The sequence below is a fragment of the Streptacidiphilus sp. PAMC 29251 genome, from assembly GCF_054208735.2.
Genome location: NZ_CM135725.2, coordinates 7,033,800 through 7,058,471 on the forward strand (window position 1 = coordinate 7,033,800; position 24,672 = coordinate 7,058,471).

Below are 24,672 nucleotides of genomic sequence, written 5' to 3' on the forward strand. Positions count from 1 at the left end.
CCTCGTTGCTGGTTCCCTCAAGCCGGTAGCTGCCTCAAGCTCTGCGCAGGGCCTCGGTCAGGCGTCCGGCGGCCTCGATGATGGACTGGGCGTGCAGCCGCCCCGGGTGCCGGGAGAGCCGCTCGATCGGCCCGGAGACCGACACCGCGGCCACCACCCGGTTGGACGGGCCGCGGACCGGCGCCGACACCGAGGCCACCCCGGGCTCGCGCTCGCCGATGGACTGGGCCCACCCGCGCCGCCGTACGCCGGAGAGCGCGGTCGCGGTGAACCTGGCGCCCTGCAGGCCGCGGTGCAGCCGCTCCGGCTCCTCCCAGGCGAGCAGCACCTGCGCGGCCGAGCCGGCCTTCATCGGCAGGGTGCTGCCGACCGGCACGGTGTCGCGGAGGCCGGAGAGCCGCTCGGCGGCGGCCACGCAGATCCGCAGGTCGCCCTGACGGCGGTAGAGCTGCGCGCTCTCGCCGGTGACGTCGCGCAGGTGCGTCAGCACCGGCCCGGCGGTCGCCAGCAGCCGGTCCTCGCCCGCCGCCGCGGAGAGTTCGGAGAGTCGGGGCCGAGAATGAAGCGGCCCTGCATGTCACGGGTCACGAGTCGGTGGTGTTCCAACGCGACGGCCAGCCGGTGCGCGGTGGGCCGCGCGAGCCCGGTCGCCGCCACCAGTCCGGCCAGGGTCGCGGGGCCTGACTCCAGCGCGCTCAGCACCAGAGCAGCCTTGTCGAGAACGCCGACGCCACTAGAGTTGTCCATGCGCTGATATTGCAGTCTCAGATCGCGAGACGCAAGTTCAATCTTCTGGGATCTGCGCCACTCTTGGCTCAAGCAGCCCGAGGACGTCGCCGCAGTGCGCCGTCGAGGGCGGCCAAATCGACACGTAGACCGACATAGTTGCCGGTCGGAGGGACTGTGATGGGACGCACACTCGCGGAGAAGGTCTGGGACGACCATGTCGTCAGGCGCGCCGAGGGCGAGCCGGACCTCCTCTTCATCGACCTGCACCTGCTGCACGAGGTCACCAGCCCGCAGGCGTTCGACGGCCTGCGGCTGGCCGGTCGCAAGGTCCGCCGCACCGACCTGACGATCGCCACCGAGGACCACAACACCCCCACCCTGGACATCGACAAGCCGATCGCGGACCCGGTCTCCCGGATCCAGCTGGAGACGCTGCGCGCCAACTGCGCCGAGTTCGGGGTGCGGCTGCACTCGCTGGGCGACGTCGAGCAGGGCGTGGTGCACGTGGTCGGCCCGCAGCTGGGGCTGACCCAGCCCGGCACCACGGTGGTCTGCGGCGACTCGCACACCTCCACCCACGGCGCCTTCGGCGCGCTGGCGTTCGGCATCGGCACCAGCCAGGTCGAGCACGTGCTGGCCACCCAGACCCTGCCGCTGGCCCCGTTCCGGACCATGGCGGTCACGGTCGAGGGCGAGCTGCAGGAGGGCGTGACAGCCAAGGATCTGATCCTGGCGATCATCACCCAGATCGGCACCGGCGGCGGCCAGGGCTACGTCCTGGAGTACCGCGGTTCGGCGATCCGCAGCCTCTCCATGGAGGCCCGGATGACCATCTGCAACATGTCGATCGAGGCCGGCGCCCGGGCGGGCATGATCGCCCCGGACCAGACCACCTTCGACTACCTGGAGGGCCGCGACCACGCCCCCAAGGGCGCGGACTGGGACGACGCCGTCGCCTACTGGAAGACCCTGGCCACCGACGAGGACGCGGTCTACGACGCCGAGGTCTTCATCGACGCCAACGCGCTGACCCCCTTTGTGACCTGGGGCACCAACCCCGGCCAGGGCGCCCCGCTGGGCGCCAGCGTGCCCGACCCGGCCTCGTTCGAGGACCCGCAGGAGCGCGTCGCCGCCGAGAACGCGCTGAAGTACATGGGCCTGACCGCCGGCACCCCGCTGCGTGAGGTCCAGGTCGACGCGGTGTTCGTCGGCTCCTGCACCAACGGCCGGATCGAGGACCTGCGCGCCGCCGCCGCGGTGGTCGAGGGCCGCAAGGTCGCCGACGGGGTACGGATGCTGGTCGTCCCCGGCTCGGTCCGGGTCGCCCTGCAGGCGATCGCGGAGGGCCTGGACAAGGTCTTCACCGCCGCCGGCGCCGAATGGCGGCACGCGGGCTGCTCGATGTGCCTGGGCATGAACCCGGACACGCTCTCCCCGGGCGAGCGCTGCGCCTCCACCTCCAACCGCAACTTCGAGGGGCGGCAGGGCAAGGGCGGACGCACCCACCTGGTCTCCCCGCAGGTGGCCGCCGCCACCGCCGTGCTGGGCCACCTGGCCTCGCCGTCCGACCTGTCCGACGCCCGCGCGACCGTGGAGGTCTGATCACCATGGACAAGTTCGTTTCCCACACCGGCCGCGCCGTGCCGCTGCGCCGCAGCAACGTCGACACCGACCAGATCATCCCGGCGCACTGGCTCAAGAAGGTGACCCGCACCGGCTTCGAGGACGGCCTCTTCGAGGCCTGGCGCAAGGATGAGAACTTCGTCCTCAACCAGCCGCAGTACGCGGGCGCCAGCATCCTGGTCGCCGGGCCCGAGTTCGGCACCGGATCATCCCGCGAGCACGCCGTCTGGGCGTTGGAGAACTACGGCTTCCGGGCCGTCATCTCCTCCCGCTTCGCCGATATCTTCCGGGGCAATTCGCTGAAGAACGGCCTGCTCACGGTCATTCTGCCGAGCGAGGCGGTGGAGCGGATCTGGGCCCTGGTCGAGGCCGACCCGACGGCTGGGATCACGGTTGACCTGGAGGCCCGCGAGGTCCGCGCCGAGGGCGTCAACGAGCCCTTCGAGTTGGACGAGAACGTCCGCTGGCGACTGCTCAACGGGCTGGACGACATCAGCATCACGCTCGCCCAGGAGGCGGAGATCGCCACCTATGAAGCGAGCCGTCCCGCCTTCAAGCCGAGCACCCTGCCGGTCGCCTGAGAGCACGACCACGGCACCACCGGGACACGGTTGAGAGAACGTCACCAACTGTCCCGCCCACGGCCTCCCGCCCCGGTCAGACGACCTGGACGGGGGGCCGTTGCCATGTCAGTTGTGACTCTGTGTAAGGTCGAACCAGGTCTGCGGAGGGCGTAACTCGCCGCAGATGGCACAATCGATACATGAGCCCGACTGTCCCTCCCTCCCAAGAGCCCCCCAACGGGGCCTCGCGGGAGCCCTCGGAGGTCGAGCTTTACGCGCTTGTGGCCGCACGGCTGAAGGAGGCGCACGCCCGAGTGCGTGCGCTGGACGTGTCGGACGGCACCCGGGCGTCGCTCACCCGTTCGTTGCTCCTGGTAACCGAGGCGGCAAAGCGCGATCTCCCGGAAGCGGCACGGAGGTTGGGCCGGTTTGTGGACGCGCTCGACAGTGGGGTCACCCCGCTGCCGAAGGCGCCCTGAAAGCCGAATCCATTGCGACACAAGGGTGATTCGGACGTTTGGTATTTGAATTGCCGCATATACATGCCTAACGTGCGAAAAGCCCGGATCGAAACAGAATCGTCCGGGCACTGGGTTTCCGAAGGGGAAGACGTGAACAAGGCGCAGCTTGTTGAAGCGGTGGCCGAGCAGCTGGGTGGCCGTAGGGCCGCCGCAGAAGCAGTGGACGCTGTGCTCGACACCATCGTCCGTGCCGTGACTGCTGGGGACCGGGTATCGGTCACTGGCTTCGGCACTTTTGAGAAGGTCGACCGCTCAGCGCGGTTCGCCCGTAACCCGCAGACGGGTGAGCGGGTCAAGGTCAAGAAGACCGCGGTTCCGCGGTTCCGTCCGGGTCAGGGCTTCAAGGACCTGGTCAGCGGCTCCAAGAAGCTGCCGAAGACCGGCCCGTCGGTGAAGAAGGCCCCCAAGGGCTCGCTCACCCCCGGCAAGAGCGGGATGTCGGCCCCGGTCGGCTCCCCGGCCGCCAAGAAGGCAGCCGCGGCGAAGAAGACCACGGTCAAAAAGGCCACGGCCACGGTCAAGAAGGCAGCCGCGGTCAAGAAGACCACCGCCGCCGCTGCCGCGAAGAAGACCGCCACCACTCCGGTGAAGGCGGCGCCGACCAAGGCCGCCGCCTCGAAGCGGGCTCCGGCCAAGAAGGCCGCCACCACGGCCGTGAAGACGACGGCGGTGAAGTCCACCGCCAAGAAGACCTCCGCGGCGGTCAAGTCGCCCGCGAAGAAGACGGTCACCGCCTCGGCGACCCGTCCGGTCGCCAAGAAGGCCCCGGCCAAGAAGGCCGCCACCACCGCCGTGAAGACGACGGCCGTGGCCAAGAAGGCCCCCGCCAAGCGGGTCGCCAAGAAGGTCTGACGTACCGAAGGTCCGCAGTACCGCAGTACCGCACCACCATGCAGGCGCTGGCGATCGGGCCGGACCGCGGGAGCAATCCCGTGGTCCGGCCCGATCGTCGTCAGTCCGTCAGTCCGGCCGTCGTCAGAAGGTCTGCAGGGTGAGGAACACCACGCGGCGCTCCGCCCCCTGGCCCTCGGTCTCGATCCGCACCCGCTGTCCGGGGCGGAGCAGCAGCAGCCCGCCGGCGTCGAACGCGGCGGTGTCGAAGGGCAGCGGGGTGCCGTCGTCGAGCAGCACCGAACCACTGCGGCTGTCGGGGGAGTACGTGAACGCGGTCGCCTGCATGCGCCCAGGTTAGGGCAGCCGCTACCGCGCCCGGAGCCGGACCAGACCGGCCAGCGCCGAGGTGCGCGGTCCGGTGCCGAGCAGCAGCGCGGCCCGCAGGTCGTCCGGGGTGTCCACGTCGCGGCGGACCGAGGGGACGTCGGCGAGGGCCAGCTCGTACGCGCCGGAGGCCGCGTGCCGCAGCCGTGAGCCGCCCTCGAAGCGCGGGTCGAGCGGCTGCCCTGGACCGGCCCCGAGCAGGGTGGTGCCGACCAGTTGGGTGTCCGCGAGGAACGCCCGCGGATGGGCCGCGGCGGCCCGCAGCACCCGTCCCAGCTCCTCCGGGCGCAGCGCGGGCAGGTCGGCCGACATCGCGGCCACCCGGGCCGCTCCGTACCGGCCGCGGGCCAGTTCGGCGCCGTGCGCCAGCGCCGCGTTGAGGCCGGCCCCGGGGGAGTCGGCGACCAGCTCGGCGCCCAATGCCACCAGTTCGGGCCCGGCCGCGCCGTCGTCGGTGACCACCAGCACCCGGGCCACCTCGGCGCAGCCCAGCGCCGCCGCCACGGTGTCCTGGGCGAACGCCAGCGCCAGTTCGGGACGCAGCGCACCGGCGGCCTCGGCCAGCCGGCTCTTGGCGCGCGCCAGCGGCTTCAGCGGTACGACCAGGGTCCAGCTGGGAAGGCTCACAGCAGGTCATTCTGCCCTCTCCGTTCCGCTCCGGTCGGGGGGTGCCTCGACAGCCCGTCCGGGGCAGGGGGACACTTGTACGGTTCGGAGCAGGTGAGATGTGGGCAAGGAGGAGTGCGCGTGCCAGGCAGGAGTACGAAGGCGGCCCGTCGCAGATACGGCTTCTGGTACCGCCTCGCGGCGGCCATCGGCAAACCGCCGCTGTTCCTGCTGACCAGGCGTGACTGGCGCGGCATGGAGAACTTCCCGGAGACGGGCGGCTTCCTGACCGTGGTGAACCACAACTCCTACCTGGATCCGCTGGTCTACGGCCACTTCCAGTACGACTCGGGCCGCCCGGCCCGCTTCCTGGGCAAGTCCGGGGTCTTCAAGGTCCCGGTCATCGGCAGGATCCTGCACGGCGCCGGCCAGATCCCGGTCTACCGCGGCTCGGCCGACGCCGCGCACGCGTTCCGGGCGGCGGTGTCGGCGGTGGAGCAGGGCGAGTGCGTCGCCTTCTACCCGGAGGGCACGCTCACCCGCGACCCCGAACTGTGGCCGATGACGGCGAAGACCGGCGCGGCCCGGGTCGCGCTGATGACCGGCGCGCCGGTCATCCCGGTGGCCCAGTGGGGCGCGCACGAGATCATCCCGCGCTACGCCCACGGCGGGAGGGGCGACCGCCGGTTCCAGCCGGTCCCCCGGCACACCGTGCACGTCATGGCGGGTCCGCCGGTCGACCTCAGCGCCTTCGCCGACCTGCCGATCACCGGCCCGGTGCTCCGCGAGGCCACCGAGGTGATCATGGACGCGATCACCGCTCTGCTGGAGGAGTTGCGCGGCGAGAAGGCACCCCCCGTACGCTACGACGTGCAGCGCGCCGCGACGGAGCAGCGCCAGGAGAGGGAGGCCGGTCGGTGACGACCCGTTGTGCCGTGTTCGGAACCGGGTCCTGGGGAACGGCTTTCGCCATGATCCTGGCCGACGCCGGCTGCGAGGTCGCCCTGTGGGGGCGCCGCCCCGAACTCGTCGACGCCATCAACGCGAGCCGCTCCAACCCGGACTACTTCCCGGACCTGGAGCTTCCGCCGGGCATCACCGCGACAACCGATCCGGCCAAGGCCGCCGCGGGCGCGGAGTTCGTCTTCCTGACCGTGCCCTCGCAGACGCTGCGGGCCAACCTCACCGCCTGGGGCGGCGCGATCGGCCCGGAGACGGTGCTGGTCAGCCTGATGAAGGGGGTCGAACTCGGCACCGCCAAGCTGATGAGCGAGGTCATCGCCGAGGTGGCCGGCGCCGGTCCGGAACGGATCGCCGTGGTGTCGGGCCCCAACCTGGCGCCGGAGATCGCCCGCCGCCAGCCCGCCGCCAGTGTCGTGGCCTGCAGGGACGAGGACGTCGCCAAGCGGATCCAGGCAGCCTGCCACACCGGCTACTTCCGCCCGTACACGGTCACCGACGTGGTCGGCTGCGAGCTGGGCGGCGCGGTGAAGAACGTGATCGGGCTCGCGGTCGGCATCACCGACGGGATGGGCCTGGGCGACAACACCAAGGCCTCGCTGATCACCCGGGGCCTCGCCGAGACCGCCCGGCTCGGCCGGGCGATGGGCGCGGACCCGCACACCTTCTCGGGCATGGCCGGGATGGGCGACCTGGTGGCGACCTGCTCCTCGCCGCTGTCCCGCAACCACACCTTCGGCGTCAACCTGGGCCGGGGGATGACGCTGCAGCAGACCATCGCCGCCACCAAGCAGACCGCCGAAGGGGTCAAGTCCTGCGAGTCGGTGCTCGACCTGGCGCAGCGGCACGGGGTGGACATGCCGATCACCAGCACCGTGGTGGACATCGTGCACGGCGGGAAGCCCCCGCTGGTCGCGGTCAAGGAACTGATGTCCCGTTCGGCCAAGTCCGAGCGCCGCTGATTCGGCCGAATGCGCCCCAAGAGGCAACCGAAACACCCGAACGGTAGTCTCCCTTGGGATATGAGCACTGAGCCCTCCTCCCCAGTCCCGGTTGCCGCTCCCGCCGCAGCCAGCAAGCCGCGTGTCGCGATCGTCTTCGGCGGTCGCAGTTCCGAGCACGCCATCTCCGTGTCCACCGCCGGAAGCGTCCTGCGGGCCATCGACCGCGACGCCTACGAGGTGCTGCCGATCGGCATCACCACGGACGGCCGCTGGGCGCTGACCGCCGACGAGCCGTCCCGGATGGCCATCACCGACGGGCGGCTGCCGAACGTCGACCAGATCGCCGAGTCCGCCGACGGCCAGGTCACCCTGCCGGTGAACCCGGTGGCGCACGGCGAGGTCGTCTACACCGAGCCGGGCTCGGTGCCCAAGGTCCTCGGCGACGTCGACGTCGTGCTTGCCGCTGCTGCACGGCCCCTGGGGCGAGGACGGCACCGTCCAGGGCCTGCTGGAGCTCTCCGGGGTGCCGTACGTCGGCTCCGGCGTGCTGTCCAGCGCGGTCGGCATGGACAAGGAGTACACCAAGCGGGTGCTGAGCTCGTTCGGCCTGCCGGTCGGCGCGTACACCGTGGTCCGGCCGCGCGAGTGGGCCGACGAGGCGCAGCGTCCGGCGGTCCGGGCCCGGATCGCCGAGCTGGGCTACCCGGTCTTCGTCAAGCCGGCCCGGGCGGGCTCCAGCATGGGCATCACCAAGGTCTCCGACCCGGCGCTGCTGGACGCGGCGATCGAGGAGGCCCGCCGGCACGACCCCAAGCTGATCGTCGAGGCCGGTCTGATCGGCCGCGAACTGGAGTGCGGCGTCCTCGAGTTCGAGGACGGGCCGCGGGCCAGCCTGCCGGCCGAGGTGCTGGTCGGCGAGGGCTACGACTTCTACGACTTCGAGGCCAAGTACATCGACTCCAGCGATGTGCAGATCCCGGCCGCGCTGACCGCGGACGAGACCGAGCGGCTGCGCGCCCTCGCGGTCGACGTGTTCGAGGCGCTCGCCTGCGAGGGCCTGGCCAGGGTCGACGTCTTCCTGCTGGCGGACGGCTCGTTCGTGGTCAATGAGATCAACACCATGCCGGGCTTCACCCCGATCTCGGCCTACCCGCGGATGTGGGAGGCCACCGGGGTGCCGTACCCGGAGCTGATCGACCGGCTGATCCGGGCGGCGCTGCGGCGCAGCACCGGGCTGCGCTGAGGTCGCTTTCCCGGATGGGAGGCCGCCTGCTCAGAGGCAGTCGAAGGGGTGGGCCGCGGTGTCGGTCGGGTCGGTCCTCAGCACCGGCCCGGCCAGCGAGCCGAGCGGCGACTGCTGCCCGGCGTAGGCGCCGGGGACGTTCACCTCGACATAGGTGTGCTGCCTGATGGTGGTGAAGCGGAAGCCGCCCCCGTCGGTCTTCTCGGAGGCCCAGCACACGCCGTTGACCTCCTCGGCGTCGTGCCTGGTGTCATCGGGGTCGTACGCCGGGGAGTGCGGGTCGAGCACCCCCGCCATCCCCACCCCGCAGCGCAGCGTGATCGCCGGGCTGCCCCAGGCCGCCGTGTTGGTGGACTTCGGCGTGGTGCCGCGGATCTTCTGCCCCTGCAGCGTCCCGGGCAGCGCCGCCTGCAGCGCCGCGCACTGCCGGGCGGCGGCACCGGTCGTCGCGGGCGCCGCCACCTTCACGCTGTCGCTGCCGGAACAGGCCGCCAGTACCAGCGCAGCCAGCAGCGCGGCGGCGGACAGCACGGCCTGGCGCACGGGTGCAGTAGTCACCCGGCGATGGTAGAGGGCCCTACAGATGCACCACCGGGCAGGTCAGGGTTCTGGTGATGCCGTCCACCTGCTGGATCTGGGCCAGCACCAGGCGCCCCAGGTCGTCCACGGTCTGCGCCTCGGCGCGGACGATCACGTCATAGGGTCCGGTGACATCCTCGGCGTGGAGCACGCCTGGGATCTCGCCGATGACCTGGGCGACCGAGGTCGCCTTTCCCACCTCGGTCTGGATGAGGATGTACGCCTGTACCACGGAGGACCTCCCGGCGGCTCGGCACGGAGATCGTGCGAGGGCTGGGGTTCCCCGCTTCGATGCCCCACAACCCCCCTCGCGGTACCGGATTCACGGCGTACGCAGCGAGGGGAGGCCGTACCGTGCGGGCTGAGGGCGTACGCTGCGCGCGGAGAACCTGAGATTTGCAGCCACTGTCGGAAGGCCGGAAGGACACACATGCAGGGCACCGTCGGCGAGCTCGGTGAGTTCGGACTGATCCGCGAGCTGACGTCCCGGCTGCCGCGGACCGCTGCCGTGGAGCTCGGCCCCGGCGACGACGCTGCCGTGGTCTCGGCCCCCGACGGCCGGGTGGTCGCCACCACCGACGTCCTGCTGGAGGGCCGGCACTTCCGTCGGGACTGGTCCACCGCCTACGACGTGGGCCGCAAGTCCGCCGCGCAGAACCTCGCCGACATCGCCGCCATGGGCGCCACCCCGACCGCGCTGCTGCTCGGCCTGGTCGCCCCGGCCGAGCTCCCGGCCACCTGGGCGCTGGAGCTGATGGACGGCATCAGGGACGAGTGCCAGGTCGCCGGGGCGGCCGTGGTCGGCGGCGACGTGGTCCGCGGCGACACCATCACCATCGCGATCACCGCGCTGGGCGACCTCCAGGGGCGCGCGGCGGTGACCCGCTCGGGCGCCCGCCCGGGGGACCTGGTGGCGGTGACCGGCTGGCTCGGCTGGTCGGCCGCCGGGTTCACCGTGCTGTCCCGCGGCTTCCGCTCCCCGCGCGCCTTCGTCGAGGCGCACCGCCGCCCGGAGCCGCCGTACCACGCGGGACCGGCCGCGGCGCAGCTGGGCGCGACGTCCATGATCGACGTCAGCGACGGCCTGGTGGCCGACCTGGGCCATGTCGCCGAGGCCAGCGCGGTGCACATCGACCTGCGGGCGGCCGACTTCGACATCCCGGCGCAGATGGCCGACATCGGCCAGGCGGTCGGCGTCGACCCGCTGACCTGGGTGCTCTCCGGCGGCGAGGACCACGCCCTGGTCGCCACCTTCCCCCCGGACACGCATCTGCCCTCGCGCTGGCGCATCGTCGGCGAGGTCACCCGGCCGGCCGGGCTCTCCCGGACCGGAACGGTCACCGTCGACGGGGCTCCCTGGGATCGCGCCGGTGGCTGGGACCACTTCGGCGATTGATCCGCTGCTTTGATCAACGGCGTGTCAGTGGTTGGGACGAACCGACACATAGCGGTAGTTCTGCTTAGGCTTGGACCATGCGAATCGGTGTGCTGACCAGTGGCGGGGACTGTCCGGGGCTCAACGCGGTGATCCGCTCGGTCGTGCACCGCGCGGTGGCCGACCACGGCGACGCCGTCGTCGGCATCGAGGACGGCTTCCTCGGCCTGATCGAGGGCCGCAGCCGCCCGCTCGCGCTGGACGACGTGCACGGCATCCTGACCCGCGGCGGCACCATCCTCGGCTCGGCCAGGGTGGCCAGGGAGCGGATGCGGGACGGGGTCTCCCGGGCCGACGAGCTGGCCAGGACCCTTGGCATCGACGCCCTGATCGCCATCGGCGGCGAGGGCACGCTGACCGCGGCCCAGCTGTTCAGCGAGGCCGGGCTGCCGGTCGTGGCCGTCCCCAAGACCATCGACAACGACATCGACGCCACCGACGTCACCTTCGGCCACGACACCGCGGTCCATGTCGCCACCGAGGCCATCGACCGGCTGAAGACCACCGCCGAGTCACACCAACGGGTGATGGTGGTCGAACTCATGGGCAGGCACACCGGCTGGATCACCCTGCACGCCGGGATGGCCGGCGGCGCCCACGGCATCCTGATCCCCGAACGGCCCTTCGACGTCGAGGAAGTCTGCCGGATGGTCGAGGAGCGCTTCGCCCGGGGCAAGAAGTTCGCCATCGTGGCGGTCGCCGAGGGCGCCGCCCCGCTCCCCGGCACCATGCGCTTCTCGCACGGCGAGACCGACGCCTTCGGGCACCAGACCTTCGGCGGCATCGGCACCCGGCTGGCCGGGGAGGTCGCCCAGTGGCTCGGCAAGGAGTCCAAGCCGGTGATCCTCGGCCATGTGCAGCGCGGAGGGACGCCCACGGCCCAGGACCGGGTGCTCGCCACCCGCTTCGGCTGGCACGCCGTGGAGGCCGTCCACAAGGGCGCCTACGGCCATATGACGGCCCTGCGCGGCACCGAGATCCGGCTGGTCCCGATCGTGGACGCGGTGACCCGGCTGAAGACCGTCCCCGAGGAGCGCTGGATCGAGGCCGAGGCGGTGCTCTGACCGCCGACCGACCAGCGCCGACCGATAGGTTGGCGGTCATGACGACCCACACCACCGCCCCGCCCCGGGTGCTCACCGTCGCCGGCTCCGACTCCGGCGGCGGCGCCGGCATCCAGGCGGACCTGAAGACCATGCTCGCCCTCGGCGTCCACGGGATGAGCGTGATCGCCGCCGTCACCGCGCAGAACTCGGTCGGCGTCCAGGGCTACTGGGAGCTGCCCGCCGAGGCGGTGCGGGCCCAGTTCCGCAGCGTGGTCGACGACATCGGCGTGCAGGCGGTGAAGACCGGGATGCTGGCCTCGGCCGAGCTGGTCGAGACCGTCGCCGAACTGCTGGCCGGGCTCGACCCGGCCGCCGCCCCGGTCGTGGTCGACCCGGTGGGGGTCTCCAAGCACGGCGACGCACTGCTGGCCGCCTCCGCGGTCTCGGTGCTGCGGGACCGGCTGCTGCCGGTCGCCACCGTGGCCACGCCCAATCTGCACGAGGTCGAGCAGCTCACCGGGCTGGTGGTGACCCGGGAGGCGGAGATGTCCGACGCCGCCAGGGCGCTCCAGGACCTCGGCGCCGCCTGGGCCCTGATCAAGGGCGGCCACCTCGACGGCGAGGCCGCCGACCTGCTGCGCGGCCCCGACGGCGGCGAGCACTGGTTCCGCGCCCCGCGCTACGACAACCGGCACACCCACGGCACCGGCTGCACCCTGGCCAGTGCCGTCGCCTCGGAGCTGGCGCTGGGGCTGGCCGTCCCGGAGGCGGTCGCCGCCGCCAAGGAGTACATCACCGGCGCGATCGCCGGCGGCTTCGCCCTGGGCGCGGGCATCGGCCCGGTCGACCACGGCTGGCGCCTGCGCCCGCGCTAGTGCGGGCCGGGGCCACACGGCCGGTCGCGGGCATGCAGAAGGCCGGCCCACCCTGGGGTGGACCGGCCTTCCGGCAGCTCGAGCTCGGTGACCGCGTCAGCGCGACACCTTGCCGGCCTTGATGCACGAGGTGCAGACGTTGAGCCGCTTCGGCGTACGTCCGACCACAGCGCGCACCGTCTGGATGTTGGGGTTCCAACGACGACGGGTACGGCGATGTGAGTGGGAAATACTGTTGCCGAAGCCCGGCCCCTTGCCGCAGACGTCGCAGTTGGCAGCCACGGGAGTCACTCCAAAGACTTCAGATGCACTTACGTTGACAACCCCGGTGGCGCGGAGGCCGTGGTAGCGACAGAGCTGCTAGGCGACTGCGCTGCTACCGAGGGGCGGCCCGGAGGGATCCGGGCAACCGGAGCAGCATACATCGGCTTACTCCGTACAACGAAACTACCACGGAGCCCCGGATAGCTCCGCATCCTCCTGGGGCTGGGGGTACGGATAACCTGCCAGCAGGCCTAGCTGGAACGCCGCGTACTCAAGGAGACACCCAGGTGCTGGACACCCTCGACGCTCCCGCCGTGCGCGCCTGGTGCCGCCTCTCCCTCGCCGCCCTCGGCCAGGCCCGGGAGGAGATCGACGCGCTCAATGTCTACCCGGTCCCGGACGGCGACACCGGCACCAATCTCTACCTCACCGTGGAGTCCGCCGCCGAGGAGGTGGACGCCCTGTTCGCGGCCGGCGCCGCCGCCCCCTCGGTGCACCAGGCGCTGCGGGCGATGGCGCACGGCGCCCTGCTCGGGGCCCGCGGCAACTCCGGGGTGATCCTGGCCCAGCTGCTGCGCGGCATCGCCGCCGCCTTCGGCACCGGCCCCGCCGACGGCCCCGCGCTCTGCCGGGCGCTGCGCCGCGCCGCCGACGCCGGCTACGAGGCCGTCGCCAAACCGGTGGAGGGGACGGTGCTCACCGTCGCCGCCGCCGCGGCCGAGGCGGCCGAGGCGGCCACGCTGCTCGACCCCGGGATCGCCCTGGCCGCCGTCGCCGACACCGCCTACGAGGCGGCCCGGGTCGCACTGGCCCGCACCCCGCTGCTGCTGGAGGTGCTGGGCCGGGCCGGGGTGGTCGACGCCGGCGGCCGCGGCCTGGTCACCGTGCTGGGCGCGCTCGCCGACGCGGTCGGCGGGCACACCCCGATGGGCCCGCTGGCCCTGGCCGGGACGCGGGCGGCCGAGCCGGTGCCCTCGGGCACGCACCTGGCGGTCGAGGGCGGCCCCGGCTACGAGGTGATCTATCTGCTGGACGCCGCCGACGACGCCCTGCCCGCGCTGCGCGAGGCGCTGGGCGCGCTGGGCGACTCCCTGGTCGTGGTCGGCGGCGACGGGCTGTGGAACGTCCATGTGCACGTGGACGATCCGGGCGCGGCCGTCGAGGCCGGGATCGAGGCCGGCCGGCCGCACCGGATCCGGATCACCCACTTCGCCAGCGTCGCCGCGACCGCCGCCGAGAACCCGGACGCCGACGCCGCCCCCGGCTCGCGCGGGGTGGTCAGCGTGGTCCACGGCCACGGCCTGGCCGGGCTCTGCGCCGACGCCGGGGCGACCGTGCTGCACGCCGACCCGGACCGTCCGCCGTCCAGCACCGAGCTGGCCTCGGCGATCCGCCGCTCGCACGCCCGGGAGGTGGTGCTGCTGCTGAACGACGCCGAACTGCGGGCGGCCGCAGGGGCCGCGGCCGAGCAGCTGCGCAAGGAGGGGGTCAGGGTCGCCGTCATCCCCACCCGCTCCCCGGTGCAGGGCCTGGCCGCGCTCGCGGTGCACGAGCCCGCGCGGCGCTTCGACGAGGACGTGGTCGCGATGACCTCCGCCGCCGGCGCCACCCGCTACGCCGAACTCGCGGTCGCCGAGGGGGAGTCCTGGACCATGGCCGGGGTCTGCCAAGCCGGGGACGTGCTCGGCCTGATCGACGGCGACGTGGCGGTGATCGGCACCGAGACCGGCCGGACCGCCGCCGTGGTGCTGGACCGGATGCTGGCGGCGGGCGGCGAGATGGTCACCCTGATCCTCGGCGAGGGCGTCCCGTACGAGGTCGCCGAGCAGCTGACCGCCCATGTCCGCCGGTCCTACCCGGTCGTGGACACCGTGGTCTACCAGGGCGGGCAGCCGCTGCTGCCGCTGCTCATCGGAGTGGAATGAACGGAATTGTCAGTGCCGTGGTGTACAGCTGAGTGCCGGAAGGGAGGGCGTCGACCATGTCCACACTGGATGAGCCGCTGAAGAAGCTGGTCGGGGGACCACCGCCAAGGTGCTCGCCGACAGCCTCGGCCTGCACACCAACGGCGATCTGCTGCACCACTACCCGCGCCGCTACGTCGAGCGCGGCGAGCTGACCAGCCTGGACGAGCTGGAGTTGGACGAGCACGTCACGGTCTTCGCGCGGATCGAGAAGACCGAGGTCATCCCCTTCAAGGGCCGCAAGGGCAACCGGCTGCAGGTCGTGGTCACCGACGGCCGGGGCCGGCTCACCCTGGCCTTCTTCAACCAGGCCCACCGCGCGCACGAGCTGCGTCCGGGCCGGCAGGGCATGTTCGCGGGCAAGGTCGGCGTCTTCAACCGGGTCCGCCAGCTCGCCAACCCCGACTACCAGTTGATGGACGAGGACGGCGCGGGCCTGGCCGAGGAGTTCGCGGGCCGGCTGATCCCGGTCTACCCGGCCTCGGCCGCGATGCCCTCCTGGAAGCTCTCCAAGGCCCTGGACGTGCTGCTCGGCAGCCTGGACTGGACCATAGTGCTGGACCCGCTGCCCGAGGCCCTGCGCGAGGGGCGCGGCCTGCTGCCGCTGGACGAGGCGCTGAAGGCCATCCACCGTCCGCGCAGCCAGGCCGACCGGATCGCCGCGCAGGCCAGGCTGAAGTGGGACGAGGCCTTTGTGCTGCAGGTCGCGCTGGCCCAGCGCCGGGCCGCCGACTCGGCCCAGCCCGCCGTCCCCCGGATCCCGCGCGAGGGCGGGGTGCTGGACGCCTTCGACGCCCGGCTGCCGTTCGCCCTGACCGAGGGTCAGCAGAAGGTCACCGCGGAGATCTTCTCCGACATGGCCCAGGACCACCCGATGCACCGGCTGCTGCAGGGCGAGGTCGGCAGCGGCAAGACCGTGGTGGCGCTGCGGGCCATGCTCGCGGTGGTGGACACCGGCGGCCAGACCGCCTTGCTCGCGCCGACCGAGGTGCTGGCGCAGCAGCACCACCGCTCCATCGTCGAGATGATGGGCGACCTCGCCGAGGGGGGCATGCTGGGCGGCGCTGAGCAGGGCACCAAAGTCGCCCTGCTGACCGGCTCGATGGGGGTCCCGGCCCGTCGGCAGACGTTGCTGGACCTGGCCGTCGGCGACGCCGGGATCGTCATCGGCACCCATGCCCTGATCGAGGACAAGGTCCAGTTCATGGACCTCGGCCTGGTCGTGGTGGACGAGCAGCACCGCTTCGGCGTGGAGCAGCGCGACGCGCTCCGGGCCAAGGCCGAACGCCCGCCGCACCTGCTGGTGATGACCGCCACCCCGATCCCGCGCACGGTCGCGATGACCGTCTTCGGCGATCTGGAGACCTCGGTGCTGGACCAGCTCCCGGCCGGGCGCTCGCCGATCGCCTCCCATGTGGTTCCGGCGCTGGAACGCCCCAACTTCCTGGCCCGGGCCTGGGAGCGGATCCGTGAGGAGGTCGGCAAGGGCCACCAGGCGTATGTGGTCTGCCCGCGGATCGGCGACGAGGACGAGAAGAAGGCCAAGCAGGCCGAGGGCGAGGACCGCCGCCCACCGCTGGCCGTGCTGGACGTCGCCGCCGAGCTCGCGGCCGGCCCGCTGAAGGGCCTCCGGGTCGAGGTGCTGCACGGGCGGATGGCGCCGGACGCCAAGGACGAGGTCATGCGCCGCTTCACCGCGGGGCAGTTGGACGTGCTGGTGGCGACCACGGTGATCGAGGTCGGCGTCAACGTCCCCAACGCCACCGTGATGGTGATCATGGACGCCGACCGCTTCGGCGTCTCCCAGCTGCACCAGCTCCGCGGCCGGGTCGGCCGCGGCTCGGCCCCCGGGCTCTGCCTGCTGGTCAGCGACATGCCCCCGGCCAGCGCGGCCCGGCAGCGGCTGGACGCGGTGGCCGGCACCCTGGACGGCTTCGAGCTCTCCCGGATCGACCTGGAGCAGCGCCGCGAGGGGGATGTGTTGGGCCAGGCCCAGTCCGGCGTCAGGTCCTCGCTCCGGGTGCTCTCGGTGCTGGAGGACGAGGAGGTGATCGCCGCCGCCCGCGAGGAGGCGGTCCGGCTGGTCGCCGCGGACCCCGCGCTGGAGGGGCAGCCGGGGCTGCTGAGCGCGCTGCGCAGCCTGCTCGACGCGGACCGCGCGGACTACCTGGAAAAAGGCTGAAGTCGCCGTTCCGCAGCGCCTCCGCGACCCCGGAAATGTCAGTGCCGCGCGCGACAATGGAGGGGTTCAGGACGCCGCTTGAGCAGGGCGTTCCCACCGGACACTGGGGGCACACCGATGGCATTCCGTCACCTCAACGAACTCCCGCTCGGCGACAAGGTCTTCCGGATCGAACTCACCAGTGACGACGACCGCGAGGTCGTCATCGAGCTCTCCGGCTGGCGCGAGGGCCATGCCGGCAGCCCCATCGCCTCGGGCACCTTCCGGCTGCCGGTGGAGGACGTCGCCTCGCTGCGGATCGCGCTGAACCGCGCCCTGCGGGCCCTGGCGATCGTCGCCGACGTCTCCGAGCCGATCCCCGACCGCGACGTGCTGCGCGAGCTCTACCCCGGACACGGCGCCCCCTGGGTGCCGGTGCACGAGGAGGAACTGGTCCGGCGCTTCCACGACAACGAGACCATCGCCCGGATAGCCGCCCGCTTCGGCCGCACCCCGGACTCGGTCCGCACCAAGCTGCGCGAGCTGGGCCACGACCCGCGCCGCCCCGAGTACTGCCCGCCCGACGGCTGCCTGTCCTGGTCCCGCTACGCCTCCCCGGCGCTGCTCGGGGCCAGCCCGGTGGCCGAGGTCCCGTAAGAGCCGGGCGGTCGCCCTCCCCGGCTACGGATAGCGTGGAGGGTGACCGCCCACACCACCAGCAAGGACTGTACCCATGACCCGCGTGATCGCCGGATCTGCCCGTGGCCGCCGGATGGCCGTTCCCCCCGGCGAGGCGACCCGCCCCACCTCGGACCGGGCCCGTGAGGGCCTGTTCTCCACCTGGTCCTCGCTGCGCGGCTCGCTGGCCGGGGCCCGGGTGATCGACCTCTACTCGGGCTCCGGCGCGGTCGGCCTGGAGTCGCTGTCCCGCGGCGCGGCCCAGGCGCTGCTGGTCGAGGGCGACCCGGCGGCGGTGAAGACGATCCTGGCCAACGTCCGCCATCTCGCCCTGCCGGGCGCCGAGGTGCGCCCGGGCCAGGTCGAGAAGGTGGTGGCCGGCGCGGCCCCGGGGCAGCCCTACGACATGCTGTTCGCCGACCCTCCGTACCTGCTCGGGGACGCCGAGCTGCGCGAGATCCTGATCACACTCCGGGCCGGGGGCTGGCTCGCGGACGGCGCTTTCGCCACCGTGGAGCGCAGCACCAGGGGCGGGGAGTTCGCCTGGCCCGAGGGCTTCACGGCGCTGCGGGAGCGCCGTTACGGCGAGGCCACGCTCTGGTACGGTCGCGCCGCCGCCAATGACGCCGGGAGCGAGTGAGGGATGACCGTGGTGAACAAGGTACGTCGAGCGGTCTGTCCGGGGTCCTTCGATCCCATCACCAACGGACACCTCGACATCATCGGCCGGGTGGCCAAGCTCTACGACGTGGTCCACGTCGCGATCCTGATCAACAAGTCCAAGCAGGGCCTGTTCACGGTCGAGGAGCGGATCCAGATGATCGAGGAGGTCGCCGCGCCGTACGGCAACGTCGTGGTGGAGTCCCACCACGGCCTGCTGGTGGACTTCTGCCGGGAGCGGGAGATCCCCGCGATCGTCAAGGGCCTGCGCGCGGTCAGCGACTTCGACTACGAGCTGCAGATGGCGCAGATGAACATCGGCCTGTCCGGGGTGGAGACGCTGTTCGTCCCCACCAGCCCGACCTACAGCTTCCTCTCCTCCTCGCTGGTGAAGGAAGTCGCCGCGTACGGGGGCGATGTGTCCCATCTGGTCCCGGAACTGGTGCACCGCCGCCTGGTGGCCAGGATCGCCGAACGCCGGTAGCAGTAGAGTGCAGCTTCGAGTCCATTGCCTCCTCCGGCTCCACTGTTTCGGGGGGCGACCCCCGGTCCCGAGAATGTGAGCTCAGGTGGACGTGCAGCAGAAGCTCGACGAGATCACCGCGACGGTCGAGAACGCCAGGTCGATGCCGATGTCGGCGTCGATCGTGGTCAACAAGGCCGAACTGATCGCCATGCTGGCGGAGATCCGGGAGGCCCTGCCGACCGAGCTCGCGCAGGCCCAGCAGACCGTCCAGCAGGGCGACCAGGTGGTCGAGGAGGCCCGCCGCGAGGCGGAGCGGATCGTCCAGGAGGCGCAGGGCGAGCGGGCCAGGCTGGTCTCCGGCACCGACCTCGCCATGCACTCGCAGGCCGAGGCGGACCGGATCCTGGCCGAGGCCAGGGCCGAGTCCGAGGAGGAGCGCCGCGAGGCCGACGACTACGTCGACAGCAAGCTGGCCAACTTCGAGGTGGTGCTCACCAAGACCCTGGGCGCCATCGGCCGCGGCCGGCAGAAGCTGCGCACCGGCGGGGCCCCGGTCGACGGCGAGGACGGCGAGGAGTTCGCCCAGGACGCCTTCCGCTCGCCCAGCCCCGAGGTGGACGAGTACGTCGACGTGAAGCTCGCCGCCCTGGAGACCGCGCTCAGCAAGACCCTGGACGCGGTCGGCCGGGGTCGGGACAAGCTGCTCGGCAAGGCCCCGGCCGACGACCTCGGCGCCTACCTGGCCGCCGCGGACCACGCCTCTGGCATCAACCAGGGCTCCGAGCGGCAGGCGGCCGTGGCCGCCGAGCTGGCCCAGGCGGGCCTGCTCGCGGCGGAGCAGCAGCCACAGCAGCAGCCCCCGCACCAGCAGCAGCAGTTCGCTCCGCAGGAGGAACCGCAGTACTGGCAGCCGGTCGAGGTCGACGCCAACGGCTACCCGTACCAGCCGCAGCAGCCGCCCCAGCAGTACGACGCCTACGGCCAGCCGCTGCAGCCGCAGTACGACCCGTACGGCTACCAGCCGCAGCAGCCGCAGCCCGAGCAGCCGCAGTACGACCCCTACGCGTACCAGCCGCAGCAGGCCCAGCAGCAGCCACAGCAGCAGTACGACGCCTACGGCCAGCCGGTCCCCGCGCCGCACCAGAACCTCGACGAGACCAGCTTCTTCGACACCGGTTTCATCGACGTCAGCAAGCTCCGCGAGCTCGGCGGCAATCACTAGCGGAAGGGTCGGGACCGCGCGAGTTGGGTTGCGGTCCACACGTCCGGTAGTCTGACCTCTCCGGCCTGTTCAGTGCCGGGGATTGTCGGCTGCCCCGAACGTCTCGTACGTTCGGCACCGACAGGCAGAACACATCGCACGTCGTAGCCAGGACGCGCCGTAAGAGAGCAGGAAACCCTGAACCGCCTCGACCACCGCAACCCGCTTGTGTTTGACACACATGAGCTGGGACGACGGCCTGGTTCGATGCGCAAGGTTCCCCGTTCCCTCCCGGCGCCGGAAGGCCTCGCGATCGAGGTGATCGGCGTCCCCGAAGGAAGCGCTGTTCAGCTGGACCTCCGTCTGGAGGCTGTGGTCGAGGGCGTACTCGTGACGGGTACGGTCGAAGCAGACCTCAAGGGTGAGTGCGTGCGGTGCCTGGAGCCGGTCGAGCAGCAGCTCGAAGCGGACTTCCAGGAGCTGTACTACTACCCCGAGGCCGATATGAGCCGCTTCGGTCCCGCGACCAAGAACGACGACGACGAGGACGAAGAAGCTTCCCGACTCGAGGGCGACCTGTTCGACCTCGAGCCGGTGCTGCGTGACGCGGTGGTGCTCGCACTGCCGCTGCAGCCGGTGTGCCAGGAAGACTGCCTGGGTCTGTGCTCCGAATGCGGGGCGCGGCTCACGGACGACCCGGACCACCACCACGAGGCCGTCGACCCCCGGTGGGCGGCTCTGCAGGGACTCTCGGCCCTCGGATCTGAGGCCGGAAGCGAAGACAGCGGTATCCGTGAGGGTGCTGCCGAGAACCAGGAGAAGTAGCCGTGGCTGTTCCGAAGCGGAAGATGTCGCGCAGCAACACGCGCCACCGCCGTTCGCAGTGGAAGGCTGCGGTCCCCGCCCTGGTGGCTTGCGACCGCTGCCACGAGCCCAAGCTGGGCCACATCGCGTGCCCGAGCTGCGGCACGTACAACCGCCGTCAGGTCATTGCGGTCTGATCGGCCGGTGACCAACACGATGTCAGCGTCTGCGCTGCAACACGCCGACACCGGGTACGCCGTCCTGGAGGGGCGGCTCGGGTACACACTCGAGCCGGCCCTTCTGGTACGTGCGCTCACCCACCGCTCGTACGCGTACGAGAACGGTGGCCTGCCCACCAACGAGCGCCTGGAGTTCCTGGGCGACTCGGTGCTGGGTCTGGTGGTGACGGACACGCTGTACCGGATCCACCCCGACCTCCCGGAGGGCCAGCTCGCGAAGCTGCGTGCCGCGGTGGTCAATTCGCGCGCCCTCGCCCAGGTGGCGCGCGGCCTCGAACTCGGCAGTTTCATCAGCCTCGGGCGCGGTGAAGAGGGTACCGGCGGACGGGACAAGTCCTCCATCCTCGCCGACACCCTTGAGGCCATCATCGGTGCCGTCTACCTCGACCAGGGTCTGGACGCCGCCGACGAGCTGGTGCACCGGCTGTTCGACCCGCTGATCGAGGAGTCCTCCAGCCTCGGCGCCGGACTCGACTGGAAGACCAGCCTGCAGGAGCTCACCGCTTCGGTCGGCATCGGCGTCCCCGAGTACGTGGTCTCCGAGTCGGGCCCCGACCACGAGAAGACCTTCATCGCCGCCGCGCGGGTCGCCGGCGACGACTACGGCACCGGCAGCGGCCGGTCCAAGAAGGAAGCGGAGCAGAAGGCGGCACAGAACGCCTGGCACTCCATCCGCGAGAAGCACGGTCTCACCGATCCTCCGGCCGCGCCGGAGCAGACGGCGACCACACCCGCCGACAGCTGACGCGCCGGTGCCCGAGCTGCCCGAGGTAGAGGTGGTACGCCGCGGCCTGGACCGCTGGGTGAGTGGACGCACGGTGGGTTCCGTCACCGTGCTCCACCCCCGGGCGGTGCGTCGCCATGCCGCAGGTTCCGAGGACTTCGCCGCGCAGTTGGCGGGGCGCGCCCTCGGCCCGGCGCAGCGCCGCGGCAAGTACCTGTGGCTGCCCATCCCCGGCACCGGCACCTCGCTGCTCGGCCACCTCGGCATGAGCGGCCAGCTGCTGATCCAGCCGGGCGACGCCCCGGCCGAGACCCATCTGCGGGTCCGCTTCCGCTTCGAGGACAGCGTCGGCACCGAGCTGCGCTTCGTCGACCAGCGCACCTTCGGCGGCCTCGCGGTCGAGGAGGCCGACCCCAGCGATCCGGACGGCGCCCCGCTGTCGCTGGCGCACATCGCCCGCGACCCGATGGACGCCCGCTTCGACGACACCGCCTTCCTGGCCGCGCTGCGCCGCCGGACGACCGGGGTCAAGCGCGCGCTGCTGGACCAGACCCTGATCAGCGGGGTCGGCAACATCTACGCCGACGAGGCGCTGTGGCGCGCCAAGCTGCACTACGAGCGCCCGGCCGACACGCTCTCCCGGACCCAGGCCGCGCTGCTGCTGGCTTCGGCCCGCGAGGTGATGGGGGAGGCCCTGGCGGTCGGCGGCACCAGCTTCGACAGCCTCTATGTGAACGTCAACGGCGAGTCCGGCTACTTCGCCCGCGCCCTGGACGCCTACGGCCGCGAGAACGAGCCCTGCCACCGCTGCGCCACCCCGATCCGCCGCGCCGCCTGGATGAACCGCTCCAGCTACTTCTGCCCGCGCTGCCAGCGGCTGCCCCGCCCGCGCTGAGCCCCACGCCCTGCTGAGCGTCACGCCCTGCTGAGCCCCACGCCCTGCTGAGCGTCACGCCCCGAAGGCCAGCACCGTGGCCGAGCGGTACTCCTCGCCCGGCCGCAGCACCGTCGACGGATAGTCCGGGCGGTTGGGGGAGTCAGGGAAGTGCTGGGTCTCCAACGCCACGCCGGAGTAGCGGCCGTAGGCCCGTCCGGACGGGCCGGTGAAGCTCCCGTCCAGGGTGTTCCCGGTGTAGACCTGGATGCCCGGCTCGGTGGTGGAGAGCGTCAGCACCCGCCCCGAGGCCGGATGCCGCAGCACCGCGACCCGGCGCGGGTTGCTGGTCCGGCCGCCGTCGAGGGCCCAGCAGTGGTCGTAGCCGCCGGCGATCCGCAGCTGTTCGTCCTCGGCGCCGATGCGCTCGCCCAGCGGACGCGCCGCGGTGAAGTCGAACGGGGTGCCGGCCACCGGGGCCGGGCCGCCGCCGAGCGGCCGCAGGTCGGCGTCCACCGGCAGATAGGCGGCGGCTGCGAGGGTGAGTTCATGGTCCAGGACGCTGTCCGCACCCTCCCCGGCCAGGTTGAGGTAGGAGTGGTTGGTGAGGTTGACCACGGTGGGGGCCTCGGTCTCGGCCCGGTAGTCGATCCGCAGCCGCCCCTCCGCCAGGGTGTAGCGCACGCTGGCCCGCAGCGTACCGGGGAAGCCCTGGTCGCCGTCCGGGCTGGTCAGACTGAGTTCGACCCCGCCCGGCACCGGCTCCGCGGTCCACAGCCGGGTGTCGAAGCCCTCGTCGCCGCCGTGCAGCGAGTTGGGGCGCGGCCGGTCGCTGAGCGGGACCAGGTGCACCCGGTCGTCCAGCCGGAAGCGCCCGGCGGCGATCCGGTTGCCGTAGCGGCCGATGGTCGCGCCGAAGTAGGGTGCGCGACCGAGGTATCCGGCCAGGTCGCGGTGGCCCAGGGCGATGTTCGCGGTGCGGCCGGAGGAGTCGGGGACGTGCAGGGCCTGCAGGATCGCACCCAGGGTGAGGACGGAGGCGGTGAGGCCGGTACCGTCCGTGATGGTCCACCGGTGCACCGGTGAGCCGTCGGGGAGGGTTCCGTAGTCGTCGCGGACTGGTGTGGATGACTGGGCTGGAGAGCGCACGGGCAGGACTCCTGATCCGATATTCTAACGTTGTAACGCAGCAGCTGATGCCGCCGTGGCCTCAGAGCCTGATCGGGTAGGACGAAAGGTCGACTCAATGGTCGGACGAATGGGCGGATCGACCGCACCGCGGCTCAAGGACGTCGCCGAGGCCGCCGGGGTGTCGGTGAAGACCGTCTCCAACGTGGTCAACGGCTCGGTGCATGTCGCCGAGGACACCAGGGTCCGGGTCCAGCGGGCGATCGACGACCTCGGCTACCACCCCAATGTGATGGCCAGGCGGCTGCGCACCGGGCGCAGCGGGGTGATCGCGCTGGCCTTCCCCGAGCTGCCCTCGCCGTACTTCGCCGAACTGGCGGTCGAGGTGATCGCCGCCGCCCGCCGGCACGGCTGCACCGTGCTGATGGACGACACCGCGGGCGACCCCGGCGCCGAGCTGCGGATCGCCTCGGGCCTCGGCGACCCGATGATCGACGGTGTGATCCTCAGCCCGCTGGGCCTGGACCAGGCGGAGCTGGTGTCCAGGGAGCGGCCGATCCCGCTGGTGCTGCTGGGCGAGGCCGACTTCGGACCGGTCGCGGACCGGGTCCACATCGACAATGTGGCCGCCGCCAGGGCCGCCACCCAGCACCTGATCGACCAGGGCTACCGCCGGATCGGCGCGATCGGCTGGCAGGACCCCAGCCCCCGCGCCACCGCGCAGCAGCGGCTGCTCGGCTACACCCAGGCGCTGGAGGGCGCCGGGCTGCCGGTGGAGCAGGCGCTGTTCCCGCCGGTCCGCTCCTACTTCCGGCCGGACGGGGCGGCGGCGATGCGCAGGCTGCTGAAGCTGCCCGACCGTCCGGAGGCGGTGTTCTGCTTCAACGACCTGATGGCGCTGGGTGCCATGCGGGCCGCGCACGAGGCCGGGCTCAGGGTCCCGCAGGACATCGCCCTGGTCGGCTTCGACGACGTGGAGGAGGCCGAGTACGCGATCCCCTCGCTGACCACCATCGCCCCGGACAAAACGAAGATCGCGGAGGCGGCGGTCGGCGCCCTGCTCGACCGGATCGCCAACGGCTACACCGAGCCCAGCCGGATGATCACGCCGGGCTTCCGGCTGGTGGTCCGGGAGAGCAGCCGCCGCCGTGGATGACGCCTGCCCGG

Annotated in this window: 24 protein-coding genes and 4 pseudogenes; 21 read left to right on the forward strand and 7 right to left on the reverse strand. The window is 72.0% G+C overall.

Translation table 11 applies throughout. The features are described 5' to 3' along the window. Window positions 1–34 precede the first annotated feature (34 nt). Window positions 35–747 (reverse strand): annotated as a pseudogene (locus ACXKR8_RS33535) (IclR family transcriptional regulator). Window positions 748–906: 159 nt separating this feature from the next. Between ACXKR8_RS33535 and leuC the strand changes: the two are divergent. The 4 genes from leuC to ACXKR8_RS33555 all read left to right on the forward strand — a co-directional run bounded on the left by leuC (window position 907) and on the right by ACXKR8_RS33555 (window position 4,288). Beyond that, entirely contained in the window at window positions 907–2,331 is a 1,425-nt protein-coding gene (gene leuC / locus ACXKR8_RS33540; protein WP_458268321.1) for a 3-isopropylmalate dehydratase large subunit, read from the forward strand. A gap of 5 nt (window positions 2,332–2,336) precedes the next feature. Then, window positions 2,337–2,933: a 3-isopropylmalate dehydratase small subunit gene (gene leuD / locus ACXKR8_RS33545; RefSeq protein WP_458268322.1), complete on the forward strand. Its 597-nt coding sequence runs from the start codon at window positions 2,337–2,339 to the stop codon at window positions 2,931–2,933. A 182-nt stretch (window positions 2,934–3,115) separates the two neighbouring features. Next, window positions 3,116–3,394: an SCO5555 family protein gene (locus ACXKR8_RS33550; RefSeq protein ID WP_458268323.1), complete on the forward strand. Its 279-nt coding sequence runs from the start codon at window positions 3,116–3,118 to the stop codon at window positions 3,392–3,394. A gap of 132 nt (window positions 3,395–3,526) precedes the next feature. Then, the gene (locus tag ACXKR8_RS33555) at window positions 3,527–4,288 is read left to right on the forward strand and encodes an HU family DNA-binding protein (protein WP_458268324.1); all 762 of its coding nucleotides are present in this window, start codon (window positions 3,527–3,529) and stop codon (window positions 4,286–4,288) included. 123 nt (window positions 4,289–4,411) lie between these two features. Here the strand turns inward: ACXKR8_RS33555 and ACXKR8_RS33560 are convergent, their stop codons facing one another. Continuing rightward, window positions 4,412–4,615 carry a hypothetical protein gene (locus tag ACXKR8_RS33560; RefSeq protein ID WP_458268325.1) on the reverse strand — a complete coding sequence of 68 codons (204 nt, stop codon included), beginning with the start codon at window positions 4,613–4,615 and terminating at the stop codon, window positions 4,412–4,414. 21 nt (window positions 4,616–4,636) lie between these two features. Next, a complete protein-coding gene (gene cofC, locus ACXKR8_RS33565; RefSeq protein WP_458268326.1) occupies window positions 4,637–5,281 on the reverse strand; it encodes a 2-phospho-L-lactate guanylyltransferase in 645 nt (214 codons plus the stop codon). Between the two features lie 120 nt (window positions 5,282–5,401). Between cofC and ACXKR8_RS33570 the strand changes: the two genes are divergently transcribed. From ACXKR8_RS33570 to ACXKR8_RS33580, 3 genes and pseudogenes are all read left to right on the forward strand, one after another. After that, window positions 5,402–6,181, forward strand: a complete 780-nt coding sequence (locus tag ACXKR8_RS33570) for a lysophospholipid acyltransferase family protein (RefSeq protein WP_458268327.1) — start codon at window positions 5,402–5,404, stop codon at window positions 6,179–6,181. Beyond that, the gene (locus ACXKR8_RS33575; RefSeq protein WP_458268328.1) at window positions 6,178–7,182 is read left to right on the forward strand and encodes an NAD(P)H-dependent glycerol-3-phosphate dehydrogenase; all 1,005 of its coding nucleotides are present in this window, start codon (window positions 6,178–6,180) and stop codon (window positions 7,180–7,182) included. Before ACXKR8_RS33570 ends, ACXKR8_RS33575 begins: the two co-directional genes overlap by 4 nt. Window positions 7,183–7,242: 60 nt before the next feature. Continuing rightward, a pseudogene (locus ACXKR8_RS33580) lies at window positions 7,243–8,407 on the forward strand (D-alanine--D-alanine ligase family protein). A gap of 30 nt (window positions 8,408–8,437) precedes the next feature. Here ACXKR8_RS33580 and ACXKR8_RS33585 read toward each other — a convergent pair. Both ACXKR8_RS33585 and ACXKR8_RS33590 read right to left on the reverse strand, forming a co-directional pair. Beyond that, window positions 8,438–8,965: a DUF3515 family protein gene (locus ACXKR8_RS33585; RefSeq protein ID WP_458268330.1), complete on the reverse strand. Its 528-nt coding sequence runs from the start codon at window positions 8,963–8,965 to the stop codon at window positions 8,438–8,440. 19 nt (window positions 8,966–8,984) lie between these two features. After that, window positions 8,985–9,218 carry an Lrp/AsnC family transcriptional regulator gene (locus ACXKR8_RS33590; protein WP_458268331.1) on the reverse strand — a complete coding sequence of 78 codons (234 nt, stop codon included), beginning with the start codon at window positions 9,216–9,218 and terminating at the stop codon, window positions 8,985–8,987. A 198-nt stretch (window positions 9,219–9,416) separates the two neighbouring features. Between ACXKR8_RS33590 and ACXKR8_RS33595 the strand changes: the two genes are divergently transcribed. From ACXKR8_RS33595 to thiD, 3 genes are all read left to right on the forward strand, one after another. Beyond that, window positions 9,417–10,382 carry a thiamine-phosphate kinase gene (locus ACXKR8_RS33595; RefSeq protein ID WP_458268332.1) on the forward strand — a complete coding sequence of 322 codons (966 nt, stop codon included), beginning with the start codon at window positions 9,417–9,419 and terminating at the stop codon, window positions 10,380–10,382. A gap of 77 nt (window positions 10,383–10,459) precedes the next feature. Next, window positions 10,460–11,485 carry an ATP-dependent 6-phosphofructokinase gene (locus tag ACXKR8_RS33600; protein ID WP_458268333.1) on the forward strand — a complete coding sequence of 342 codons (1,026 nt, stop codon included), beginning with the start codon at window positions 10,460–10,462 and terminating at the stop codon, window positions 11,483–11,485. Between the two features lie 38 nt (window positions 11,486–11,523). Further along, window positions 11,524–12,342 (forward strand): bifunctional hydroxymethylpyrimidine kinase/phosphomethylpyrimidine kinase, encoded by an 819-nt coding sequence (gene thiD / locus ACXKR8_RS33605; RefSeq protein ID WP_458268334.1) that lies wholly within the window; start codon window positions 11,524–11,526, stop codon window positions 12,340–12,342. A gap of 96 nt (window positions 12,343–12,438) precedes the next feature. Here the strand turns inward: thiD and rpmB are convergent, their stop codons facing one another. After that, complete coding sequence (gene rpmB / locus ACXKR8_RS33610; protein ID WP_084717743.1) at window positions 12,439–12,624, reverse strand: 50S ribosomal protein L28; 186 nt, start codon at window positions 12,622–12,624, stop codon at window positions 12,439–12,441. Window positions 12,625–12,893: 269 nt separating this feature from the next. Here rpmB and ACXKR8_RS33615 point away from each other — a divergent pair, with 269 nt between their 5' ends. The 10 genes and pseudogenes from ACXKR8_RS33615 to mutM all read left to right on the forward strand — a co-directional run bounded on the left by ACXKR8_RS33615 (window position 12,894) and on the right by mutM (window position 22,398). Next, window positions 12,894–14,531, forward strand: a complete 1,638-nt coding sequence (locus ACXKR8_RS33615) for a DAK2 domain-containing protein (RefSeq protein WP_458268335.1) — start codon at window positions 12,894–12,896, stop codon at window positions 14,529–14,531. 56 nt (window positions 14,532–14,587) lie between these two features. Then, window positions 14,588–16,752: pseudogene (gene recG / locus ACXKR8_RS33620) on the forward strand (ATP-dependent DNA helicase RecG). A gap of 117 nt (window positions 16,753–16,869) precedes the next feature. Then, window positions 16,870–17,388 carry a hypothetical protein gene (locus ACXKR8_RS33625; protein ID WP_458268337.1) on the forward strand — a complete coding sequence of 173 codons (519 nt, stop codon included), beginning with the start codon at window positions 16,870–16,872 and terminating at the stop codon, window positions 17,386–17,388. 73 nt (window positions 17,389–17,461) lie between these two features. After that, window positions 17,462–18,049, forward strand: a pseudogene (gene rsmD, locus ACXKR8_RS33630) (16S rRNA (guanine(966)-N(2))-methyltransferase RsmD); the annotation flags it as partial. Window positions 18,050–18,052: 3 nt separating this feature from the next. Next, complete coding sequence (gene coaD / locus ACXKR8_RS33635; RefSeq protein WP_458268338.1) at window positions 18,053–18,553, forward strand: pantetheine-phosphate adenylyltransferase; 501 nt, start codon at window positions 18,053–18,055, stop codon at window positions 18,551–18,553. Between the two features lie 85 nt (window positions 18,554–18,638). Then, complete coding sequence (locus ACXKR8_RS33640) at window positions 18,639–19,757, forward strand: cell division initiation protein (RefSeq protein WP_458268339.1); 1,119 nt, start codon at window positions 18,639–18,641, stop codon at window positions 19,755–19,757. A 246-nt stretch (window positions 19,758–20,003) separates the two neighbouring features. Further along, on the forward strand, window positions 20,004–20,561 hold the full coding sequence (locus ACXKR8_RS33645) for a YceD family protein (protein ID WP_458268340.1): 558 nt from the start codon (window positions 20,004–20,006) through the stop codon (window positions 20,559–20,561). A 2-nt stretch (window positions 20,562–20,563) separates the two neighbouring features. Further along, on the forward strand, window positions 20,564–20,737 hold the full coding sequence (gene rpmF, locus ACXKR8_RS33650) for a 50S ribosomal protein L32 (protein WP_380518329.1): 174 nt from the start codon (window positions 20,564–20,566) through the stop codon (window positions 20,735–20,737). A gap of 19 nt (window positions 20,738–20,756) precedes the next feature. After that, on the forward strand, window positions 20,757–21,524 hold the full coding sequence (gene rnc, locus ACXKR8_RS33655) for a ribonuclease III (RefSeq protein WP_458275148.1): 768 nt from the start codon (window positions 20,757–20,759) through the stop codon (window positions 21,522–21,524). A 7-nt stretch (window positions 21,525–21,531) separates the two neighbouring features. Then, entirely contained in the window at window positions 21,532–22,398 is an 867-nt protein-coding gene (mutM, locus tag ACXKR8_RS33660; protein ID WP_458268341.1) for a bifunctional DNA-formamidopyrimidine glycosylase/DNA-(apurinic or apyrimidinic site) lyase, read from the forward strand. Window positions 22,399–22,452: 54 nt separating this feature from the next. On the opposite strand, the gene ACXKR8_RS33665 is transcribed toward mutM, so the two are convergent. Beyond that, on the reverse strand, window positions 22,453–23,526 hold the full coding sequence (locus ACXKR8_RS33665; protein WP_458268342.1) for an aldose epimerase family protein: 1,074 nt from the start codon (window positions 23,524–23,526) through the stop codon (window positions 22,453–22,455). 97 nt (window positions 23,527–23,623) lie between these two features. Here ACXKR8_RS33665 and ACXKR8_RS33670 point away from each other — a divergent pair, with 97 nt between their 5' ends. Next, on the forward strand, window positions 23,624–24,661 hold the full coding sequence (locus ACXKR8_RS33670; protein ID WP_458268343.1) for a LacI family DNA-binding transcriptional regulator: 1,038 nt from the start codon (window positions 23,624–23,626) through the stop codon (window positions 24,659–24,661). The last annotated feature ends 11 nt before the right edge of the window (window positions 24,662–24,672 follow it).